This is a genomic window from Pontibacter qinzhouensis, from assembly GCF_008017455.1.
GTDB lineage: Bacteria > Bacteroidota > Bacteroidia > Cytophagales > Hymenobacteraceae > Pontibacter > Pontibacter qinzhouensis.
This window is the reverse complement of record NZ_VRTY01000005.1, coordinates 68,265-91,272: the sequence shown is the minus strand read 5'-3', so window position 1 is coordinate 91,272 and position 23,008 is coordinate 68,265. Positions and strand designations below refer to the sequence as shown.

Annotated in this window: 16 protein-coding genes; 6 read left to right on the top strand and 10 right to left on the bottom strand. The window is 46.4% G+C overall.

From position 1 onward, the window contains the following. Window positions 1–43 precede the first annotated feature (43 nt). Entirely contained in the window at window positions 44–880 is an 837-nt protein-coding gene (locus tag FVR03_RS02315) for a glycosyltransferase (RefSeq protein WP_147920146.1), read from the top strand. Window positions 881–1,199: 319 nt separating this feature from the next. Here FVR03_RS02315 and FVR03_RS02310 read toward each other — a convergent pair whose 3' ends face one another. The 6 genes from FVR03_RS02310 to FVR03_RS02285 all read right to left on the bottom strand — a co-directional run bounded on the left by FVR03_RS02310 (window position 1,200) and on the right by FVR03_RS02285 (window position 8,888). Further along, on the bottom strand, window positions 1,200–2,780 hold the full coding sequence (locus FVR03_RS02310; protein WP_147920145.1) for a hypothetical protein: 1,581 nt from the start codon (window positions 2,778–2,780) through the stop codon (window positions 1,200–1,202). A gap of 510 nt (window positions 2,781–3,290) precedes the next feature. Then, on the bottom strand, window positions 3,291–3,692 hold the full coding sequence (locus tag FVR03_RS02305; protein ID WP_187270010.1) for a GtrA family protein: 402 nt from the start codon (window positions 3,690–3,692) through the stop codon (window positions 3,291–3,293). Between the two features lie 130 nt (window positions 3,693–3,822). Then, window positions 3,823–5,316: a hypothetical protein gene (locus FVR03_RS02300; RefSeq protein ID WP_147920143.1), complete on the bottom strand. Its 1,494-nt coding sequence runs from the start codon at window positions 5,314–5,316 to the stop codon at window positions 3,823–3,825. Between the two features lie 326 nt (window positions 5,317–5,642). Beyond that, the gene (locus FVR03_RS02295) at window positions 5,643–6,071 is read right to left on the bottom strand and encodes a hypothetical protein (RefSeq protein WP_147920142.1); all 429 of its coding nucleotides are present in this window, start codon (window positions 6,069–6,071) and stop codon (window positions 5,643–5,645) included. Window positions 6,072–6,161: 90 nt separating this feature from the next. Then, window positions 6,162–7,598: a GMC oxidoreductase gene (locus tag FVR03_RS02290; RefSeq protein ID WP_147920141.1), complete on the bottom strand. Its 1,437-nt coding sequence runs from the start codon at window positions 7,596–7,598 to the stop codon at window positions 6,162–6,164. A gap of 270 nt (window positions 7,599–7,868) precedes the next feature. Continuing rightward, window positions 7,869–8,888 (bottom strand): UbiA family prenyltransferase, encoded by a 1,020-nt coding sequence (locus tag FVR03_RS02285; protein ID WP_147920140.1) that lies wholly within the window; start codon window positions 8,886–8,888, stop codon window positions 7,869–7,871. A 578-nt stretch (window positions 8,889–9,466) separates the two neighbouring features. Between FVR03_RS02285 and FVR03_RS02280 the strand changes: the two genes are divergently transcribed. Further along, the gene (locus tag FVR03_RS02280; RefSeq protein WP_147920139.1) at window positions 9,467–10,153 is read left to right on the top strand and encodes an HAD family hydrolase; all 687 of its coding nucleotides are present in this window, start codon (window positions 9,467–9,469) and stop codon (window positions 10,151–10,153) included. A gap of 372 nt (window positions 10,154–10,525) precedes the next feature. Here the strand turns inward: FVR03_RS02280 and FVR03_RS02275 are convergent, their stop codons facing one another. Further along, window positions 10,526–13,786: a PQQ-dependent sugar dehydrogenase gene (locus tag FVR03_RS02275; RefSeq protein ID WP_147920138.1), complete on the bottom strand. Its 3,261-nt coding sequence runs from the start codon at window positions 13,784–13,786 to the stop codon at window positions 10,526–10,528. A gap of 950 nt (window positions 13,787–14,736) precedes the next feature. On the opposite strand from FVR03_RS02275, the gene FVR03_RS02270 reads away from it, so the two are divergent. Then, entirely contained in the window at window positions 14,737–15,948 is a 1,212-nt protein-coding gene (locus tag FVR03_RS02270; protein WP_147920137.1) for an S-adenosylmethionine:tRNA ribosyltransferase-isomerase, read from the top strand. 155 nt (window positions 15,949–16,103) lie between these two features. Here the strand turns inward: FVR03_RS02270 and FVR03_RS02265 are convergent, their stop codons facing one another. Both FVR03_RS02265 and FVR03_RS02260 read right to left on the bottom strand, forming a co-directional pair. After that, window positions 16,104–17,501 carry a M20/M25/M40 family metallo-hydrolase gene (locus tag FVR03_RS02265; protein WP_187270009.1) on the bottom strand — a complete coding sequence of 466 codons (1,398 nt, stop codon included), beginning with the start codon at window positions 17,499–17,501 and terminating at the stop codon, window positions 16,104–16,106. 358 nt (window positions 17,502–17,859) lie between these two features. Continuing rightward, the gene (locus FVR03_RS02260; protein ID WP_147920136.1) at window positions 17,860–18,804 is read right to left on the bottom strand and encodes a DUF1028 domain-containing protein; all 945 of its coding nucleotides are present in this window, start codon (window positions 18,802–18,804) and stop codon (window positions 17,860–17,862) included. Window positions 18,805–19,037: 233 nt separating this feature from the next. Here FVR03_RS02260 and FVR03_RS02255 point away from each other — a divergent pair, with 233 nt between their 5' ends. Then, entirely contained in the window at window positions 19,038–19,841 is an 804-nt protein-coding gene (locus FVR03_RS02255; protein WP_147920135.1) for an NYN domain-containing protein, read from the top strand. Window positions 19,842–20,582: 741 nt separating this feature from the next. Next, on the top strand, window positions 20,583–21,767 hold the full coding sequence (locus tag FVR03_RS02250; RefSeq protein ID WP_147920134.1) for a proline dehydrogenase family protein: 1,185 nt from the start codon (window positions 20,583–20,585) through the stop codon (window positions 21,765–21,767). Between the two features lie 323 nt (window positions 21,768–22,090). Here FVR03_RS02250 and FVR03_RS02245 read toward each other — a convergent pair whose 3' ends face one another. Beyond that, window positions 22,091–22,285, bottom strand: coding sequence for a hypothetical protein (locus FVR03_RS02245; protein ID WP_147920133.1), 195 nt, complete (start codon window positions 22,283–22,285; stop codon window positions 22,091–22,093). A 142-nt stretch (window positions 22,286–22,427) separates the two neighbouring features. Between FVR03_RS02245 and FVR03_RS02240 the strand changes: the two genes are divergently transcribed. Beyond that, a complete protein-coding gene (locus tag FVR03_RS02240) occupies window positions 22,428–23,000 on the top strand; it encodes an RNA polymerase sigma factor (RefSeq protein WP_147920132.1) in 573 nt (190 codons plus the stop codon). The last annotated feature ends 8 nt before the right edge of the window (window positions 23,001–23,008 follow it).

Below are 23,008 nucleotides of genomic sequence, written 5' to 3'. Positions count from 1 at the left end.
ACATCCTTCACCGGATAATTATTTAGAACCAAACAATGTAACTATGATCCCGAATATATTTCATTTTGTTTTTGGAATGTCGTCTAATTTTGGAGGGCGGCCTTTCTCACTTTCTCATTACCTGGCCATAAAATCAGCAATAGAAGTTAACAAACCCGATAAGGTTTACTTTCATTACCAGTTTGAGCCGGAAGGAACCTGGTGGGACAAAATAAAGCCTGAAATAACACTGATCAAAATTGACGCCCCGAAAGAGATCTTCGGAAATAAGCTGCACAATGTAGCCCACCAAGCCGATATTGTACGCCTAAAAGCACTTTATGAGCATGGTGGCGTTTACCTGGATGCGGATGTAATCTGCAAAAAACCGCTCAAGGAATTTTACAACAACTCATTTGTTATCGGGCAGGAATTCAGAGTCGAAAATGCCTATCTGAACCAGTGGCAGTATGCGCTAAAGGTGATCAAAAAAATATCGACAGGCAAAGGGTACTTAAGTAAGATACAAGGCTTGTGCAATGCCGTAATGATGGCTGAACCCAAAAGCAAGTTTATTGAACTCTGGCTGGAAAGTTATAAAAACTTCAGATCGGTAGGCCGCGATCAGTACTGGTCGGAGCACTCGGTGGAGGTACCGCTGGCGCTGGCAAAACAAAACCCGGATCTGGTAAAGATATTAAGCCCGAAACACTTTCATTTTCCGCTCTGGGACCCAAAAGGAATTTCGTTGCTGTTTGAGGAGCAGGAAGATTTTGAAGAAGCCTACCTGCACCACATCTGGGAAAGTTTTGCCTGGGAACGTTACCTGAGCAACCTAACACCATCAGAGATACTGACAAAAGATACTACCTACAATAAGTTAGCCCGCAATTTTTTATAAGGCACCTGTAGCACCGCAAGTTACCTGGCAGGTAATAGCTACTACATTACAATTAGCAACCTTACCCTTGGCCTTCCGGCACCTGAAAAGGCTCCGGAAGGCCATTTTCATTAGAATAATTTCCGTTTCTTATCTCTACAGTATCAGCAAGGGAGAGTTTAAGCTCTATCAACTTACCACACTCCTTTGCTCATACAATGTTAGCATATTTTAACCAGGCAGAAAACAAAACTGCCGCAGATTAAAAACCTGCGGCAGATATGGGTAAAGCTGTCAGCTATAGAGTTTTGGAACAGAAAAGTGCGGCAATAACAGCGTTTTATTCCAGCGCTATTTTATTCCCTGTTTTCTTCAGCAAATGCCACTTATCCACATTTTTTACTTCTTCAAAATATCCCAGCGAATCGAGCAACTGTTGGTGAGGCTCTGACATGTCGCCACGCACCAGAATATAATCCGATTTCTTTATCATGTCTTCAGGGTCGTAATTATAATACATGTGCTCCTGGTAAGGCAGGTCGCCCTGCTCATGCCTCCTGATCATGCCAAACCTGTAGTCGATTACTTTGCTGGTGGCAATGCCCCTGTTCCAGACAATGAAGTAATTCTGAAAGTGATCGTACACGTTGCGGCCTCTGTAGGCTGGATCGTAGTTCATGTAAGTCAGCACTTTGTCGTTGTCGGTAGGTAAAACTTCGGCAAAGGTGCTGTTGTCCTGGTCGAACTGACGGAAATAATCGCCCCAGAGCAGCAGGTGTGCCAGCGCCACCACACTTGCAGCATAAGAAAAGAACCTGCCATTTATTTGAGGCACTTTGCAGCCTATAAAAATGAGTGCCAGCAAAAGGATTGTGGAGAACCGCTCATACAATGGCTCCTGACCCGGAATGCGAATTGGCAACAGAAAATAGCAGCCGGCAGCCACGGCTAAGAAGAGCAGCATGTAATTGCTGGTGTCATCGGTTTTCAGAAAGCTGCTCCAGTTTATGCTGCGCTTCCGGGTAAACAAAAAGTTGTAGAGCAACAGGCTAATAGGAGCTAAAATAAAGGTTGTCAGTAAAAGCCCGGTCGCTTTTCCTATTTTACCTATAAAAAGCTGTGCATTATCGGCATACAAAAACATGGTGCGGTCGAGGTACGTCTGCCAGAACTCCGCTTTGTAATACTCTTTCATGTAGGCCAGGGTGGAAGTCTCCTGGGTGCTATAGGCAGTGCTGCTTTCTACGGCATTCTGAATAAAGAACCACCAGTACAGCACCAGCAAACCAAGTGGTACCAGCGCCAGCGAGTACTGCACCAGCTTTACAAAATTGCCTCTGAACCTGAACGCGATAAACGAGAACATCATAAGCAGGCAGAAAAGGGCTACCATGGCATGCAGGAAGTAAACAAACAAGAGTAAAACCGAAATGGCTCCCATGTTACCAACAGCACTGCTTTTTTGGTTTATAGTGCGAAGCCAGAACCAGATGAGCAGCAAAATAACATTGTTGGCCACAGCATTGCCTGTAAAGCCAAAGGTCAGGTTATACCCATACACCAGCAAAAAGGACCCCAGCGCAAACCAGATGTTCCCTTTCAACTCTCTTATAACCAGCAGCACCAGCACCGGCAAGCTTACCACAATAAGCAGGTGCAGCACCTTGTTGGCGACCTCTACATCAGGAAAAACAGGGAAAGAGAAAAAGTATAAATGAAACGTGTTGGGGTAGAACAGATAGTGCAGCGTGTAATACTGCTTAAACCAATTAGACCCTTCGTTATAATACCTGAAAATGGCTCCTTCTGCCAGGTGATTAGGCACATCTGAAAAAGGAAAAAAATCGATGTTCAGAATTAACACCGTGTGCAATAACAGGAACAGTATGAATAGGGCCCGGAAGCTTTTTTTCGTAATCATGGTGCAGGCTGTAATAATGGTACTAGTTGAGGTAATTCTACTTAAGTACTGATGTTACGCAGTTGCGGTTCAAAAATGCGCATTTCTACATAATGCACTCACCTGTCTGCTTCTGTAGCGGCGTTACATTGTAACGCCCTTGCCAGCAGATTGCTTTAGCCCCAGTAATAAAAAAATGGCGGGTTAACAGGCGGGACAGCAAATTGAAAGGTCTTGTTCATTCTGCAACCTCGGCGTTACAATGTAACGCCGCTACAAAGCTAATTACTGCCCCTACTGCGTAACAGCAGTTAAGTAGTTAAAAACTTGCGATAGACCCTTGGATGGAAACGCACTGTTTTACCTCCAGAAGGCCATTTTAATTAGAATAATTTGTTTGCAGGTTGTTATTTGCTGCTTGTAAAATTGTTTAATGGTTAAATGGTTTTTTAGAGACTTAAAAGAAAGAGAAAACGGAATTCTGACTATTGAATGAGCACCGAGACCTTAAGTTTTAACTCTTCAAGTGCTTTAGCCTTTAAACACAAATGCTTTTTTCGTAATAAAATTGAAGATCGCTACCAGCACAATGGCCAGGAGTTTACCCAGTTTCGGGTCGAGCAGGCTGTGTTCTACAAATAACCAGATCAGGCCCTGGTTAAGAAGCAACCCAACCAGCGAAAAACTCACAAACACCGCCAGTTCTACTTTATTTGAGTATTTACCGCTTCTGAACACCCATTTTTTTGAAATAAAATAGTTGAGCAGAATAGCCAGGCACGTAGAACTGAAGTTAGCTACCAGGTAGTTGAGGTGGAGGTACTCAAAAAGCAGGATAAACAAAAACATATCGAGGGCCGCACATAAGGCACCTACTACTCCAAACTTTACTACCTGAAAAAGCTTTTTCTGCTTGTGCAATTCTAGAAACAAATATCTCATCTTAAAAATGGCTCTCTACTAATAGGCTGCAAGAGGCAGCTTGTTCGCAACAACCCTTACTTGTTTAGTTGCTACTACTCCCGAAGCCTCTCAAAATTTTTATGGTAACACCGGCAACCCGCTAATGGGAACAGGGGCTATAGCCGTTTCTATAGAACGTGCGAAACCGCATCAGTTTTTCCAGCACAAACCAGTCTTTCTGCAACAGTTCCGGGCTTAGCGAGGCTTGGTGCAGCTCGAATACCTGTGGCTCTCCGTTGCGGACGTAAGTTATTTCTACTGGCATGGTGTTCCGCACCATTGTCCGGAACTGGAAAAAGGTTAGCAGTTTGCCACTTTCTGCCAGTTGCTGCAACTCAGGATCTGTGGAGCCCTTAATCTCCACCACATCTTTCTGGTAATCGAAAAGCTGTGTACTAGCCGGCACAAGGTAATGGTTCGTCTCTCCTGCTTCGGTTCGTAAATTCGAGAACATGGCATACGAGGCTTCTGTTTTGAGCCCCAGGTACGGGCAAAGGCCGTTCAGAAAAACCAGCACCGGGAACAGGAGCAGCGAATAATGCGCAAAAGTAAACGAGTTGCTACGGTCCGGCTTCTCAGCAGAACGAATAGAGAGCGCAAAAATAACAATATACGTCAGGCTGTACAGCGTCCAGACGATATGGCGGAAATAGTCTTGAAACAGCTTGTTGTAGTAATGCACCAGCAGCAGCAAACACACCACCGAAAACACAAACAACACAAAGTTTAAGAGGTTAAACTGCAGCAGCTGGTTCTTGATGTTAATTTTGCGGCGTAAGAACTTTTCGTAGTGGGCGTACACATTGTTGCTGAACTTGGTACCTGTAAACAAAAAGTACAAAGCAAAAATCATAGATGAGAAGTCGTAGAAGCCATTTATAGGGTTGTAGGCAAGTACGCAATGAAACAAGAGCCCCAACAGAATGCCCCAGGCCCGCGTTCTCCGAATAATGATGAGCACCGGAATTAACGTTTCTATAAGTAAAGTGGCGTATATGTTGAGCGTTAACAAGGTTTTGCTGGAGGGCAAAATATTGTAGTAGTTGTTCTGCAACATCAAAAACTCAACGGCACAGCTCGATTCCGTGTCGAAAAAGCCGGCGTTCAGCTTATGAAAAACAGCATAGAAGTACAACACAATCAGCTCCATTTTCACCAGCGGCGCAAAGGTGTCTAGCAACTCGGCTTTGTCTATGTAAAAACTTCTTCGCTTTACGATCAGGTAAACAAAGGCCTGCAAAATGGTCAGGTTCACGAAAGTTGTAATTAGCCAATGGTTACTGATAACAGGTAACTCCGCATAGGCCTGGTACATCTGCATGATGATAAAAATCAGCAGCCTCACCATAGAAGATGGTTTTGCAATAAGGGCAATGGCGGCGCAGGTAAACAAAAAGTAAGTCAGGTTGCCTGTAAAAGCATTTGCGTTGGCCATATGGAAAATAGCAGCAATGGCCCACACGCAACAAAATATCTTATACTTCAGAATAGAAGACGCATATTTTTCAGGTGTCGTGTATTCATTCAGAAAGTTATAGTAGTTAACACTTTGCGCCGTTAACACTTGCCTGTAAGAGAGTAAAGGGTTTCCCATAACCGTTTAAGATATTTTTTATTACTAGCAGAGCAGGTAAAGACTATCTGCAAAAATGTTTATTTAAGGGTATTTAATGGTAGCAGAAGTAGCAGCGGATTCTCTTTCAGAAACCGGAAATACTAACCACTTTATTTCCTAACTATCCAGTCAGTTGATCATCAGCCATTGGCATGCAAAACTCAATTATTCAAATGAAAACAGCCTTCCGAAGCTTTTTCAGCAAAATTTACCCAAGGGTATGTTAAAGTGCCTCCACCTGGAAACTTTAACCAGGCTACCGATTTCCTAAATTGGCTGGGTCGCCTTTGGTCTGAGCTAAAAGCTTACACCACATCAGGCGGATAATGAAAATGCGAAAACGGATGTGAGCATGGCTGGCTGAACCTGTTCACGATGCCGAGATATTTCACCTGCTTGCTTTCGTCCATCTTGTTTATAAAAAAGTCTGTTGCCGCCAGGTAGTCGTACACCAGTTCCTTTACCAGGTAGGAGTCAGTAGACTTTACTCCCAGGTGGTAGTAGGTTTTCATTTTGAGCTGCACCTGCAGGTCGTCGTTTATAAAGTGTGCTTTGTAATAGTCCTGCACAAACTGCTCTACTCCTGCTATATCGAGGTTCAGGTAATGGAGTTCGTTGCAAATAACACCTACTGCAGCATCGTGAATAGTAGTATATACAAAGCCTACACTAGGTATGGCAGCCAGACCTGTAGCGCCTAAGCCCGATAATTTTATAAAGCGTCTTCTCTTCATGGAACATCATGTAATAATAAACTAATCTGGCTGCTGGTGCGGCCGGGCAGTAGTATCGGCTAGCGTAACTTGCCTCAAGTTTGCGGAACCTTAAAAACTTTTATCGGCTGCAAAAAGCGACAAGGCAGAAAGCGTAAGCGTTGGGTTGGAGGGCGTGTAGGTGGTAAAGCTGCCACTGCCCAGCACAAACAGGTTCCGGTACTGGTGGTGAATCAGGTGCTGATCGACCACACCCTCGGCTGCAGTTCTGCTCATTCTGGAGGTACCTAAAATGTGCGCCTCCGACGGGTACGGATCGTGGTACTCGATGCGCTCCACAGGCAGGCACGAAAATATATCGGGCAATTTGTCTTTCATGTGCTGCACTCCCCGGAGCGTGTAGTCCGATGGGCCTTTGTAATGCACGGCTGGCTTCATGCGGTCTGGCATGGTGGCTACGTAATTCTCCATGGCAGGCAGGTCGCCGAACACCATTCTGAAGTTGGCAATGTGGCGCCATTTGCCGCGCTCCAGCCTAAAGTAAGGCTCGTTGCTTGATTCCATTAAACAAGCGGCCACTTCTTTTCTGTGGTCGCCATCGTAGAGCATATAGCCGTTGGCATTTACCCAGGTGCTCCCACCCACATTCTCCAGGTTATCGAGGTACACCGATACTTTTAAACCGAGCTGCTCTCCTATTCCTTTACCCGTAAATGGGTTACTGTCGCCGGAGTTCAGAAGTATGTTGGCATTAAACAGGGCATTGGTACCGAGGGCTACCACCTCTGCTGCCACATGATACTCTTTACCGTCTTTCTCGAAGTTTACTTTGCGGGCAAGCCCCTGCTCCAGATCCAGGCTATATACCTCCGCGCCATACAGCAGTTCCACACGGGCATCTTCATACACACCCATATTGGAGTTCTCTATCGTAAACTTGGCGTTAACGGGGCACACAGAGCACACAGTGCTGGCGCAGCAGGCATTTCTGCCGTTTACAGCTTGCCGGGCTCGCGCTGTTGGCTGGCTTATATACAGGTTGCCGTAGTGCTTGTGCAACAGCTTATCCACAGTTGTAAACAGGTGCGGCGGCAAAGGGTAGGCCGAGCTCTTTGGAAACGGTGTACCCGCTGGCCCCGAAATCGACATAATTTCTTCTACCTGCGTGTAATACGGCTCCAGATCGTCGTAAGTAATAGGCCAGTCGTTGGCTACGCCGTACAAGGTTTTCATTTTAAAGTCGGAAGGCATAAACCTGGGTGTACAGCCATACCAACAGTTAGAGCTACCGCCAAACCCCTGCGAAAAGAACCACTCCTTCTCCTTGTTATAGTTCTCGAACACATCTTCGTGGTCAGGATTTATAGTAGCATAAGGTGTTGCTTCTCCCCGCTTTTCCTTCAGTCGTTCGCCATGCGGATATAAATATCCTTTTTCCAACACCAGCACCTTTACCTGAGCAGAGGCTTTGCTTAAGTACTTCTGAAGAAAAAAAGTTGATGCGAAACCAGTGCCAACCACTACCAAATCGTAGGACGTTTGCTTCATAGAACAGAGTAATTTTTTCAGTTGTTATGTATCAAATTGTTAAACTTAGTTTTCACCTTTTACATGCTGCTAATCAAAGTAAAGGCACTACCTGGTTAGGTAAAGCACACCTGTGTGTATAACTAAATTATTTAAATGAAATGGCCCTTCCGAAGCTTTTTTCAACTGTAAGTGCCAAGGGCCCGGCCACCTTGTAACTGCCAGCACAGGTGCCTGAGGCCGAGCCAAAGCCGGTGCCAGGCGCTATTGAAGCCTTCCGTTTAGCTGTTGTTAAAACGACTGTTTCAGGAACCAGTTTAGCTGCGGGATGTTAACATACACCAGCGCCATGAGCAGCACCGTAAACAGCACCACGTACAGCATAAACGACTTCTCTTTGTGCAGCTTTTCCGGACCTTGCACAACAGAGTCGGTGCGCAAACCGATTTTTAGGTACCAGGCAAAAAGCAAGGCGAAGAACGGAAAGCTGATGAGCAGCTCAATTTTGTTTTTGATAAGGAAAATACCCAGGAAAAATGCAGAGGTAAGGGCGTAGAAGAACATCGAAATAAGCAGGCTGTTCTCCGTGTAGCGCTTAAACGATTTGCGGTATAGTCCGGCCAGTTCGGGGTTGTTAATGTAACGGTACTCCGCAAAACGTTTGGTTGCCATCAGAAAGGCGCCACCCATCCAGTAAGCCAGAATTATGCTACTTGGCGGAATAAAGGCCCAGGCTGGATCTAATAAACTAGCGGGCAGCAAGGCAGCAGGCACAAATATAAACCAGCCCAAGGCCAGCCTGATCGGGTTATTCACCGATTCAGAAAGTACATCGAGGTACACGCGCTCTTTGGTGCGGAAGGGTCTTACGTTATACATAATACCCATAAAAAGCAGAAACGCCTCCAGCACCAGAAACTGCATCGAGATAAAGTACGACAAGCCAAGACCCAGCACAGCCAGCAAAGCATACTCAGCATAAACCAACCTCGGGTTCAGCATCGTTCTAACCGCCGAACGTTTCTTTTTCTCCGGATGGAAACGGTCGAATTCGGCATCGAGGTACTCGTTAATAGTATAATTGGCCGAAGCAATCAGGCAGGTACTTACAATACCAATTACTATCCGTAACAGCAAACTGGCATCCAGCGTTGTATCGTATACCAGAAACGCGAACAGCATTCCGGGGAACATAAAAATGTTTTTAAACCAATGATCGGGTCGGGCAATTGCCACATACTCCTTTAAGCCTGCAGGTTTAAGAGCTAAGTCTTGCGCAGCGGTTTTAGGCAAACTAAAAACTGTTTCCATGCCTTTTGTAGTAATTTTTGTGTTAGTTAATTTTGATTTGTTAAGCTATGCTGCCTGCCACACCGGCTTGCCTGTAACCATAGATTCTGTTTCTATTTAAATCAAAATCATGCCAGCACACTATATATTCTAAAAACAATACACAAACGCTTGTAATTCGGTTATTTTAGATTGTACTTATTCTCCAACTAACGGAAAGGCAGCTACTGCCGGCTTCAAAACATCCCAAATTGAACCACAATATCCCATTGTGAACCTTTTTATACCGCCGCACTTGCTCCCGCATAAAAGACATAAGTAGCTGAGAGCACTACCTGGATAAACAAAGAAGATTTTGGTAGGCTCAACCTGAGCACCAGGCTTAAATGCGCTAAAAATCCATTATTCGAAACGGAAATAGTTTTAAGCACGACCTGGGAAGGATGTTAAGGAGTAGCCAAAAAGGAAGCAGGCCCAGCTATTAGTCGGAAGTAAGTTTTTAAATTACATTTGTTTTGCCCCGGCACAAACATTTGTACAGTACTTGCATAACATACGTCAGAAATCACTATCTCTTCAGGGCCTGTTAGTATTACCACATGGAATTTACAATCGATTTACAAAAAACGAAAGCAGTTATTTTTGATGTAGACGGCACGTTGTATACACAGTCGAGGATGCGAAAGAAAATGCTGTTTGCCTTGTTGAGCCACTACGCACGCAAGCCATGGCGCCTGAAAGACCTGGCTATTCTGCACCATTTCAGGGCCGAAAGAGAAAAGAGAGCAGGCTATGCTACCGGTAACCTGGAGCAGGCCCAGTACGAATGGTGCGCCGATAAAGGTGATTTTACAATATCGAGAATAAGGCAGGTGGTAGATTTCTGGATGTTTGAGTTCCCGAACCAATACCTGCACGCTTGTATGTACCCGGGAGTAAAAGCTTTTATAGATACCCTTAAACAACACCAGGTTAAAATAGGCATCTACTCCGACTATAAAGCCGAAGAAAAGTTAAAAGCCATGCAACTAGAGGCTGACCTGGTGGTTTGCTCTACCGACACCGACATAGACCAGCTTAAACCAAACCCTCAGGGCCTGCTCTACCTTGCAGAAAAATTTGGATTGAAGCCCGAAGAATGCCTGTTTATTGGAGATCGGCAGGAACTGGATGGAGAATGCGCCATTCGGGCAACGATGCCTTACCTTATTGTAGATAAAAAACCTTTCAGCCAATTCGACTTCTACTACAAATTAACCTTGCCCCTATCGAAGTTAGTGGTGTAATAGAGTGTTATTTTATTGGGGTACTCAAATTATTCTAACAGAAACGGCCTCCAAAAGGCTTTCCGTAAAAATTTTGCCAAGGGTCTACACCCCATGCTTTAATGGCCTATAAGATAAACTAAACACAGCCACGTTTAAGCCTAAAAAAGGGAGGCCGCTTACTTAGCTGATTTTAGCTTCATAACCTCCGTTTCTGCTGTGAGCATGCACCAGCTTTAGCACCTACGAAGGCTTCTGCTGCTCATGCTCTTTCTGCTCTTTAAAATTCGGCATATCAGCAGCTCCCTGTTTCTTCCTGTTTTCCAGGTTGTTCTACTCCTGCTACAGGGTAGCTGCATACAGGGCTGCTACAGAAGACTAAAGCAGGCGAAACTAATGCGTTGCAACCGCAGCCATGTAGCCTTTACTAGTCTTCTTCTGCTGAAATTCTACCCACCGCAGGCGCAGCAAATTATCTTTTAAGTTCGAGTGCCCTCTGAAGACTAAGTACAAATCCTGCTTGCCGGGTACAGCTTCTATGGCAACAGGCACTGTTTTCCAGGTGCTCCAGCTACCGGTAGGCTTAAACTCGGCTTGCCCAATAACACTGCCTTTTACCGAACCTGCCCGAACTTCTATATAACCTGCTGTATTGTGTGCAGCAAAACTTAGAGTTAGCTGTTCTACTGTTTTTAAATCAACCTGCTGCAGCAACAGGTAGTCGCCGTGGTCTATCTGGCCCAGGTAAGGAGCACCCTCTCCTGCCATAACTTTGGCTATGCCCTGGTAAGCATCAAAACCTAAAACTTCTATGTGCGGGTGGCGCAGCACAATTTCAGCTGTCCCTGTTAAAGGATCTACTTTCGGACCACCTTTGTCGGTATAAGCAGCTCTAAACAGGTATTTGCCATCGGTACCGCCATCTTCGTGCCTGTTCAGAACCAAGCTGCCCGAAGTAGGCAACGACCGAATTTTGGGCGCAGGTTTGTTTAACGATATAATATACCGCACCATGGCAGTAGCCTCCTGTTGTGTTAGCTTCGGATGGGCGTTCATAGAAACATCTCCCCAGGCTCCCCCACCCCCTTGTATTACCTTGCTGGCTAGTTTTGTAACATTGGCATCGGTTAGTTTATACTTTTTAGCAACCTCTAAAAAGGCAGGGCCAATGGCTTTATGGTCTAGCGTGTGGCAAGACATGCAGTCGTTTTTACTTATTAGCTCATTGGCAGCTACTGCGCCTGCATCGCCTAGTTGCTGACCTTCCATGAGTAATCCGGGAACATCGTTGCCCTGTGGCAGGTAATCCATGCTTACGATTAATGCGGCCCGATCTATCGCTTTGTCTTCCGGGTCGGTAACAGTCACCTGGTAATCAAAAGGCTGACCTTTTTGCCAGTAAAACGATTGGTTGGCAGCAGAGGCTATATTAACCACAGGTGCTGCATTGCCTATTTTAAGTTTAATGGCACGCTGCGAACTCATGCCCTTTTTATCGGTAACGGTGAGCACAGCCATATACTGCCCAGGCTTTGTAAACGTAAAGGCAGGATCTGGAGCGGACTGGCCGAAAGGCTTGCCGTTCAGTGTCCATTGTATGCGCAGGGCGTCGCCTTTGTCGTGGTCGAAAGAGCCTTTGCTTGAGAATTGTACCGTTAGCGGTACGCCACCTATGGTTTGGCTGGCTGAGGCTACGGCAACCGGCGGCCTGTTTCCTTTGTTGTACTCGATACGGGCCAGTTTGCCTCCTTTTTTAAGCATGCCCCAGGGGTCGCCGAACTCCAGCACATACAAAGCCCCATCAGGCCCAAACTCCATATCGATGGGGTTATCAAAGGCAACTTTAGGCATAAACGCTTCTGTTCGCACATAGTCGTGGTTTTCGTCCATGTAAACTGCTTTTATCCAGTTGCGGGACCAGTCGCCTATAAATAACACCTTGTCGTAGTATTCAGGGAACTTAATACCGGAGGTAGAGGCAGCATCGTAATGGTAAACAGGGCCACCTAAAGCACAGCGTGCTCCTTCGCCAAGCTCCGGAAAATCTTTTGATGGCGCGTAGGGGTAATAGATAAAAGCAGGGGCAGCAGCCGGAAGTTTAGTAGCACCTGTGTTATTGATAGAATGATTTTCAGGAGCCGCCGGGTTAAACATGGCTCCTGTTTTTCCGGTTGCAAAGTCGTGGGCAGCATAAGGGTAATTATCGCCGATAAAGTAAGGCCAGCCGTTGTTACACGCCTCCCGCACCTGGTTTATTTCGTCGTAGCCCTGCGAACCACGCGTGCTGTCTTTTCCTGCATCGGGGCCTACCTCTCCCCAATACAAAATACCCGAGGGCTTATCTACTGCAATCCGAAACGGGTTTCGGCACCCCATTACGTAAATCTCCGGCTTACCCTGAGAACCATCTTTTGGAAACAGGTTGTCGTCTGGTATGGCATAAGAACCATTTGGTAACGGCGTAATACGCAAAATTTTGCCTCTTAAATCGTGGGTATTGGCAGCGGAGCGTTGGGCATCATTATAAGTATGGCCTGGTCGCTCATCTATGGGAGCATAGCCACCAGAGTGCAGTGCCACAGAATTATCGCCGGTAGAAATGTAAAGGTTACCTTTGGCATCAAACGAAAGCGATCCGCCTAAGTGGCCACTCTGGTTTATTTCAAGAGGCACTTTCAGCAGTACTTTTTCTGAGGCAAGATCGAGGCCATCAGCAACCATCGTGAACCGCGACACATACATAACGGCTCCTCGCGATTTAGGTGGTGTATAAAAGAAATACACCTGCTTATTTTTTTCAAACTCGGGGTCAATGGCAATGCCCTGCAAACCGTGCCCTGATTCTGTGGCATCTACAGGCAGCGTGGCAATCTTTTTCGTTTTGTTAGAAATGGGGTCGAACTGAAAGATGCTTCCTTCGCGCTCTATCACCAGCACAAGCCCGTTGCTGGCAATGCTTAGTTCCATGGGTTCTTTCAGGTCGTCGTTTAGCACGGCATAGTGGTAGCGGCTCAGCTCCTGCAGATGCCTGGACTCAGCACTTGTAGCGCCTAGCGTAAACCGTATAGCCTCTGCCAGTTGATCTGTAAAGCCTGGTGCCTGTACGGCAGCCTCACGTAACCCGGCAGCCAGCACCGACACTCTGCCACCACTGTAGACAAAACTCCTGAACAGACCAGCTGCAGGTGCACCGGGACTGTTGGCGGCAGTTAGCAGCACATCTGGCTTGGCGTGTTCTCCCGCTGTGCTGTAGAGGCTGGCATACCAGTGCCAGTTCGTGGCAGCAGTTGGTTCAGACGCAATCCCGATAAAGCCACCACCCTGCTCCAGGTAACTTTTAAAACTCTTCTGCTGCTCCTGGCTTAGCGCAAGCTGCGGCAGGTTCAGAAAAACTACAGCGCCATACTGCTGCAGGTTTGCCGTGTGTAGCACAGCAGGGTCATCGGATATCTCCACCAGCACCGATTGCTGCTCTGCCTGCTCCAGAATAGCGTGCAGGTAAAGCTGGGTTTGCTCCAGCCTGCTCTTATCAGCAGTGTGCAACACCAGCATTTTTTGCTGTTGCTCTTTCTGCGCACAAGCAAAAAGGCAGGCAACCATCAGAAAGACCAGGCATCGTTGCACCGTGGCTACTGTAACATGTACCGATTTCATTTTGTGGGTGTCTAAATGAAAACTTCTTTAAGGAAATAATTAAACGCGGAAGTAAAAATAAGTCCATAAAAAGCCAGCAACCTCGTACTTACCCTCGACACTTGGGGAGTGTAAATACCTTTGGAAGGGCTTTTTTATTTAAATAATTTAAAACAGCTTCTACAGAGGCTCCGCTAAAGCCTGAAAAGCATGAGTTAGAAGGGCTTAGCCCGGAGAAGAAGAAATGACAGACGTTCTTTTGACTACAGGTGTAGTGGAGGCAGTTAACAGTACCAGGCACATAAGCACAAAATCAGGCTTTTATCGCTCCCTAGTTCAGCAACCTTACTTTATCTTTATTCAGGCTGGCTGCCAGAATCAAACTAAAAAAGCTTAAAGCTGATAGCACATATAATTACCTGCGCTACATCATTATACTAAAAAATAATTAATATGAAACGTTTTTAAAATCAATTTTTTACAAAAACAGTACAATAATAATACATATTTATTATTTCACAAGCTTTATATATAGTATTTTATCAATTAAATTTATCAGCATGTTATAGACTGTGGCACAACTGTTCGGAATTCGAACTTTACGACCACCTGTTATAGGACACAAGATGCAGAACATAAAACTTAAGATTCTATCTTAATCCTGTTAATGAGTAAAATCAACTGTTCATTTCCGATAAGTGGTGTCGCAGTCTATCTAAACTGAGGCATAGCTTTTCAGAATTCAAAGCCTGTTTTTCAATTTTAACTGAAAGATTTAAAAAAGTCCTGTGCCCTGATACCTGCACCCTGCTTCTCAAAGCTAAGCCATTTCTAATTCCGGCAAGTTAGGATGCCGATTATTAAGAGAAGCCGGTGCAGCTGCAACTGGTATGCCTGCAGGTCCGTTGCCTAACTTTTATAAAAGTATGCGAAGTTGTCAGTAACTTTGTGGCCAAAACACCACCTGTTGCATGATTGACCCAAAAAAGCTGGCCATAAAAGATTTTGTGTATGAGCTGCCAGAAGATAAAATAGCCAAATATCCGCTGCCGCAGCGCGACCACTCTAAGCTGCTGCACTACCAGGGCGGCCAGCTAACAGATTGTAAGTTTAAAGATATTGCGCAACTACTGCCGCAGCAAACCTTACTTGTTTTTAATAACACCAAAGTAGTGCAGGCAAGGCTGCTGTTCCAAAAAGAAACAGGAGGGTTAATCGAAATTTTCTGCCTTGAGCCGGTTGCCCCGCACCGCGAAGTGCAGAGAGCCATGCAACAAACCAGCCACAGTACCTGGAAGTGCCTGGTAGGAAATAACAAACGCTGGAAAGGCGAAAAGCTACACCTGCACTTCGAGGGAGGCACACTCTCCGCAGAACGGCTCTCGCAGCAGGAAGGCCATTTCCTGATTGGGTTTACATGGGCGCCGGAGGCACTTGCCTTTGCAGAAGTACTCGAGCGATGCGGCCGCCTGCCCCTGCCCCCTTACCTGAACCGCGATCTCACCCCCGACGACACAACCCGCTACCAGACGGTGTATGCGCAACAGCAGGGAGCCGTTGCAGCTCCTACGGCAGGCCTGCATTTTACCGATAACGTGCTGCAACAACTCCAAGAGCAGCATATCAGCCTGGCCTACCTGACGCTGCACGTAGGTGCCGGCACATTTAAGCCTGTAAAAGCCGACACCATGGAAGCGCACGACATGCACGCCGAGCAACTCATGGTATCGAAGCAGGTAGTGAAGCAGGTGCTGCAGCATTTGGGCAGCCCGATTATACCGGTCGGCACCACTAGCATGCGTAGCCTCGAAAGCCTGTACTGGCTGGGCGTGCTCCTGCGGCAGAACCCGAACCTGGCACCAGATGCACTGCTCATAAACCAGTGGCTGCCCTACGAAACGGTTACTCCACCCACCGCCCCGGAAGCATTGCAAGCCATCCTAACGTACCTCGAAGAGCAGCAGTCGGAGTTTCTGCATGCCAGCACCCAGGTTATTATCGCGCCTGGTTACGAGTTCAGGGTTTGCTCTGGCCTTGTCACCAACTTTCATCAGCCGGAAAGCACGCTGCTCCTGCTCGTATCGGCACTTGTAGGTGAGAACTGGCGCACTATTTACCAGCACGCCCTCAACAACAACTACCGTTTTCTGAGCTACGGCGACAGCTCCCTCCTGCTCCCGTAAAAGAATGCAAGCCAGGCTGAACCCTTGACCATTTTTTGCCTGAAAAGCTTCGGAAGGCTGTTTTCATTAGAATAATTGTTGGTTGCTGAATTTTAATTTTAGAATTTGGAAGAAGAAGATTTTGAATGAATAAAGATGAAAAATTTACTATAAACCTAAAACCCGTACTCTGCCAGCAAATACACCAAAGCAGCCATAGAAGCGGAGCCTAATTGCATTTCCCGTCGGTTTACGTTTTCGAACACATCTATTTCGGTGTGGTGGTAGTCGAAGTAGCGCTGCGAATCTGGCCGGAAACCGATCAGGGCAACGGTTCCCTGTCCTTTTAGCGGCCCGATGTCAGCACCACCACCGTCGCGGTTCAGGTCGTGCAGGCCGTATGGTGTCAGCAGGTTGTGCCACGATTTTGCTTTGGCAAACTGAGCAGCGGTACCATCTATACCAAAGCCGCGTGGCGTAAAACCACCGGCATCAGACTCGATGGCAGCAATATGCTTTTCGTTGTTTTTCTTGGCCAGCTCCGCGTATTTCAAGCCACCACGTAAGCCGTTTTCTTCGTTCATAAACAAAACAGCCCGTACAGTTCTTTTAGGCTTTATGTTAAGTTCTTTGAACATGCGCAACACATCTATCGACTGCATACAGCCAGTGCCATCGTCGTGCGCACCTTCGCCCAGATCCCACGAATCGAGGTGGCCACCTACTACAATAATTTCTTCTGGTTTCTCGGTTCCTTTTAGTTCGCCAATCACGTTATAAGAAAGCACATCGGGCAGGGTTTCGCAGGTCATGCGCAGGTAGAAATTCAGCTGCGGGTCATCTTGCAGCAGATCGCTGAGCTGGTTTGCATGTTTTGTGCTAATAGCGGCAGCCGGAATTTTTGCAACTCCCTCCTGGTAGCGGGTACTGCCGGTATGCGGCACCTCCTGCACCTCGTTGGCCATTGAGCGAACAAGCACTCCTACAGCCCCCAGTTTAGCGGCTGCCACCGGACCGCCTCCGCGCTGATCTACAGCACCGCCATAGGCTTGCATGGTATTGAGGTGGGTGTTATCGAAAGGCCGGTTAAAGAACACAATTTTGCCCTGCACCTTTTTCTTCCCCAGCTTTTCGAGCTCTTCAAAACTCTTCACCTCCACTACCTGCGCGCTAATTCCTTTGGCACCTGTACCCACAGAGCCTCCCAGAGCCGCAATGTTCATGTCGGCAGCACCTGCTCTCGAATTGGTTACACGGCCAATTTCTTTTTCGCCGCGCACCCAATGCGGCACCATCACCTCCTGCAGGTACACACGGTCCAGCCCCATTTTATCCATTACCTGGCGGCTCCACTCTACGGCAGCAGCTGCCTGCGGAGAGCCGCTAAGGCGGTTACCGATTTTTTTAGTGAGGTAGCGCAGGTTATCGTAGCTCTCGTAGCTGGTGAGGGCATTGTCGTAAATTTTTCGGATGGTAATAGAATCTGCGGCATAGTTTTGCTGGGCCATGGCAGGTAGAGCCACAACAGTAGCCACTGCCAGTAGCGCTGTACGAAGTGTAGTTTTGAATAGCATGAGGAAAGAGGTCGGAAATTTTAATGGTATAACTTCAAAAACGGAATATAGGAATGATTTTTGAAATTACTGTTGGTTTTTTAAAGGGTACTTGTGCAGAAACATCTTTTGTGTAAGTATCTACCATCAAAATCAGCAGGCTTAAAGAACCTACCCTCTAATTTGTACCGATTACCCTTGACCCTTTTTCATCCAAAATCCTTCCGAAGGCCATTTTCATTCAAATAATTTGATGGTTAACTCGTAATCGATGGTAATTGATTCTTTCAGGTGGTGGAATGGTAAAATTGTTGAATGGTTACGATGAAGGAATTTTGGATAATTGACTGTGCCAAAACTCTCAACCTCTCGCAGCTCCCTAACTTAATTCCAGCACTTTAGCTAAATCCTTTTCGGGCAGGAGGAGCATGCCTACTTCAGGGAGCCTGGAGGTGAGGTCACGCCATTTGCGGTCCTTGCAGTACACTTCGCGAAGCAGCTTAAGCGCAAAGCTGATGTTCCCGCTGTTGGCCATGGTAATGGCGTGCCAGTACTTCATTTCGAGGTTCTCGGGGTACATGGCTTGAGCCTTTGCATATTCGTCCGTAGCTTGCGCCATCTGCCCCTGCTCCATAGCCAGGTCGCCTTTGTTCATGTGCTCGTAAGCTCTGTAAATTTTAAGCAGCCTTGCCAGTTCTTCGAGCGGGTGCGCATGGTCGTCTACGCGCAGGTCTAAGGTTTTGTCGTTCCAGGGTTCCTGGCTGGCTTTGTCCTGCACCACCACCAGCGCCGCCGATTGCCTGCCCCTGATGTCGCCGCCTTCTTTTTCGGCTGCTTCCAGGGCCTGCAACACCCGCTCTGCCAATGGCTTTCCGGCGCTTGTTTCAAATGCCTTGGCCATGGCTTGCCATACTTTGGGCGTTAGCATCATGTTGGCCTGCACCGAAAACTGCTTGCCTGTAACATGCCCTGCGTACCGGATGCACTGGCTACCTGTATGGGCTGCCGCTCTCCCCTGCGCATCTAAAACAGCCACCTGTCGCACCTCCCGCCCCTCATCATCAGCAAGGAGCGTCTCCAGCACTTCTTGTGGCGATTTGCCTGCTTTTAACAACGCGAGCCCCTTCAGCCCAAACGATTTGTTTGCAAAAGATTGTGTAGCCACCACACCTACGCCGGCCTCTACCCAGGGTACAGTTGTGCCTGCCGAGAACCAATGGCTTTGCACCCCCACAGCCATCTCGCCTGCTACAGGATCGCGGGCAATAATGGAATAAGTATGTGCCAGCGGTTCTTTAGAGTTGTATACCTGCGCTTTTAACATGGGCCTGGTTATTTAGCCGATCTTGATTGTGTATAACATTTTTTTATTTTTTGCAGAAGCCAGAAAACAGGTAAAATAGCGGGTACGGCAGAGATTAAGCGGCAAGATACGCCTGTGTAAAAGCTTCTCCGTAACTTGCATCGTATACCAATTCTGGTTTTATAAGTATAACATAAAAACTATATAGCTCAAAATGGCTCTTTTACCTTGTTGCCATTTAAAAGCATGCTGATATGACTGACCCCTACACCGAAAAAAAACCGCAACGCATGGCCATGCTGATAGATGGCGACAATGCGCAGCCTAATCTGATTGTAAAACTACTGGCTGAAGTCGGCAAATATGGCCCTATCACCATCAGGCGCATCTACGGCGACTGGACAACGCCTCAAATGAACGGCTGGAAAGACTGCCTGAACAACCACGCCATACAGCCTATTCAGCAGTTTCGTTACACGATTGGTAAAAATGCTACCGATAGTGCCCTCATCATTGATGCCATGGATCTGCTGCATAGCGCCCTTGTAGATGGCTTCTGTATCGTGTCGTCTGACAGCGACTATACCCGCCTTGCTACGCGCATACGCGAATCAGGGAATTTTGTGATGGGCATTGGGCAGCGAAAAACACCAAAACCTTTTGTAAACGCCTGCAACATTTTTATCTACACCGAAAACTTAACAGAAACTATTGATGAACAGAAGATTGCTGTAGCTGACAAAAACACTCCTTCTGGTCAGGAAAACCAGCGACCGAACCCGGTTCCGATGCTAAAAGAGGCTTACAGCATGGCCGTAGGAGAAGATAGCTGGGCACACCTCGGCACTATGGGCATGGCATTACGCCAACTCGACCCTGCCTTCGACCCGCGTACCTTTGGCTTTAGCCAGCTCATACAGCTCATTAAAGCGCACAAAGATCTTTTTACAATTCGGAAAGAAGACGACAAAGGTTCATCGGCCGTGTACATCCAACGTAAACCTAGCCGGCGCACCTCCAGCAGCCGTACCAAAAAACCGGCACCAAACAAAGCTTAAAGCCGCTATATTAACTGCGTCTTACCTTATCGAAATCAGAAATGGCACCATCTTTAGAAAAACAACACGCAGTTTCTACGATTTATAGGTTAGAAAACATAAACTACGATACGTTGTGTCACTGCCTATAGCCTCACGCTGTTTTCGAACTGACAAGCAAAACTCCGGCAGAAAGTGACGTTGTTTTGCTTACTCTCGCCAGCGCAACAACGCCTATCATTTAACCAGACGCAGGTAGGTGTTGTTACTTTTGCACCTACTCCTAATAAAATGCAAGTGCCTGACGCCAGGAGCTTGCTAGTTGCAGGCAGTAATATATCCTGCAGGTTCTTTTCTTTAGTTTTGCAGTTAAAATTCGTATTCAGTTCTGATTTTTCAACACACACTTTGCTTTATTGAAAAATTAATATTTATTCAATTGGTTTGAGCAGGTTATTCTTCTGATTCTTTCTCTGGTTATTTCTACCTTCTGTAGATGGTACTTTTTCACAGATTATTCTGACAAGTTAATCTCTGGCGTCTTAAATTAAGCGAATAGGCAGCTCTCAGAACTTTTACCCCCTTCTGTTTGTATGATCAAAACAGTAACCTGTACTTCTGTTCAGAGGGCAGGCTACAAGATATTTAGCTTTTACAGCGGCTGAAACACCTAATTATTTTTAGAAGAAGCATTTTCAGCATATCAGTTTCGTTATAAAATCACCGCCAAACAGTATCTTTGCGTACCCTAGCTAAAACCTAATGAACCCTACATCAACCGTATCTTTCGACAACACTGCTGTTGCTTTTTCTTCTAAATCGGATGCTGAATTGCTTAAAATGTATTGGATGTTTAAATCCATGAACAGCAACGCATTTGTAAAACTGGGAGGAGGCTTGCTAAATACAGCCATTAAGCTGCATTTGCCGGTTAAATTTTTGATTAAGCCTACCATATTCAACCACTTCTGTGGCGGCGAAACAATTCAGGAATCAGAAAAGGCCATACAGGAGCTGGCCAGGTACAACATTGGTACTATTCTGGATTATTCGGTAGAAGGTGAAGGCGACGAAAAAAGCTTTGACACTACTCGCGACGAAATTCTGAGAACAGTAGAAAAAGCAAGAGGCAATAAGCACATTCCGTTTTCGGTGTTCAAAGTTACCGGCCTTGTAGACATAAACCTGCTCGAAAAGGTGCAGCAGCAGCAGGAACTGAGTGCCGATGAGCAAGGCGCTTTTGAACGAGGCCGTGATCGCGTAAATGCCATTTGCAAGCGCTGTCACGAAACCGGTGTCAGGGTGTTTATAGATGCCGAAGAAAGCTGGATACAAGACACCATTGATAACCTTACGTATGACATGATGGCCCTTTATAATAAAGACAGCGCCATTGTATATAACACCTATCAGCTATACCGCCACGATCGCCTCGATGTACTAAAGCGTGATTACGAGCAGGCGCTTCGCCAGGGTTATTACCTTGGTGCTAAACTGGTGCGGGGCGCTTACATGGAGAAAGAACGCGAGCGTGCTAAAGAGCAAAATTACCCGAGCCCGATTAATCCAACAAAAGAGGCATCTGATGCGCTCTTCGATTATGCGCTTCGGTTTTGCATGCAGCACCTCGACCGCATAGCCATCTGCAATGGCACGCACAACGAAAAAAGCTGCTACCTGCTCCTCGACCTGATGGCAGCTCAGAACATACAACCTACAGACGAGCGAATTTACTTTGCCCAGCTTTTCGGCATGAGCGACAACCTTTCGTTTAATCTGGCCAAAGCAGGTTATAATGTTGCCAAATATGTGCCTTACGGACCAGTAGAGGCTGTTATGCCTTACCTGCTGCGCAGAGCCAACGAGAACACCGCCATTGCCGGTCAGAGCAGCCGCGAGTTCTCACTTATCCGCCACGAAATGAATCGCCGCAAAGCCAAAGCCTGATCCACCTAAACAACCCTTGGCCTTCCGAAGCACAAATTACCTTTGGAAGACCATTTTCATTAGAATAATTGGTTAATGTGCTAATTGGTGAATGTGCTAATGAGTTAATTTTTGATTTGAAGATCTGGAAATTTGGAGATGAAAGGGAAAAAACTCGATTGGGCAGATGAGTAAATCTGGCTTTTATTACAGGAGATTAGTCTGGCATCTAGTATCTGAAACTCCGAAAACATAAAATACAAAAAAGGCTCCGTACCGAAGTGCAGAGCCTTTTTTGTGTGTATTTAGAACTATAAGTAATCTACTGCAGTTCTGTTTTAAAATTACTCAACTGGAGCAACAGTAGTATCAGCAGGAGCAACAGTAGTGTCAACTTCAACTTCTTCTACAGGAGCAACTTCTTCTTCAGTAGTTACTTCAGTTTCTGTAGCTTCTGTTTCAGTAGTAGCTGCATCGTTGCAAGCAGTGAAAGTAACAACAGCGAAAGCAACAACGGCAAATTTGAATAAATTTTTCATTTTGTGTTTGTAATTAAGTGTTTAGTTTCGATTTTGAACTTGATACAGAAACCGGATAGAGGTAACCCACCTTTTTTAAAAATAATTTATTTTTTTTCTGTGGGTTACAAAAAAGCCCCTGCCGTATTAAATCTTGAATGGAATGAAGAATACTTTGTATGACACGGACGAGGCGATAATAGCGGGTATTCGTAAGGACGATGACAAGGCCCTTGCTTACCTCTACAAACTTCATTTCCCGATGATATCGCACTTTATCCTGAACAACAGCGGAACCGAGGACGAAGCGAAGGATATTTACCAGGAAGGCGTTATCGTGTTTTACGAGAAAATAAAGGACAACAGCCTGGAGCTAACCTGCCAGATAAAAACCTACCTGTACTCGGTATGCAGGCGGCTTTGGCTGAAGCGGCTGGCAGAGAAAGGCCGTTATGCCGTAAAGGTAGACGATGCAGAAGATTTCCTTTTTGTAGAAGAGGAGGTAGCGCAGCACGAAGAGAATGAACGGCAGTTTAACATGATGGGCGATGCCCTGGCGCAGCTTGGTGAGCCCTGCCGCAGCCTGATCGAAGCCTATTACATACACATGCAGAACATGCAGGATATTACCGATAAGTTTGGCTATACGAATTCCGATACGGCTAAAAACCAGAAGTACAAGTGCCTGCAACGCTTAAAGAAGCTTTTTTTCACGGCCTACAAGCCGCAAGTTTAAACAACCTG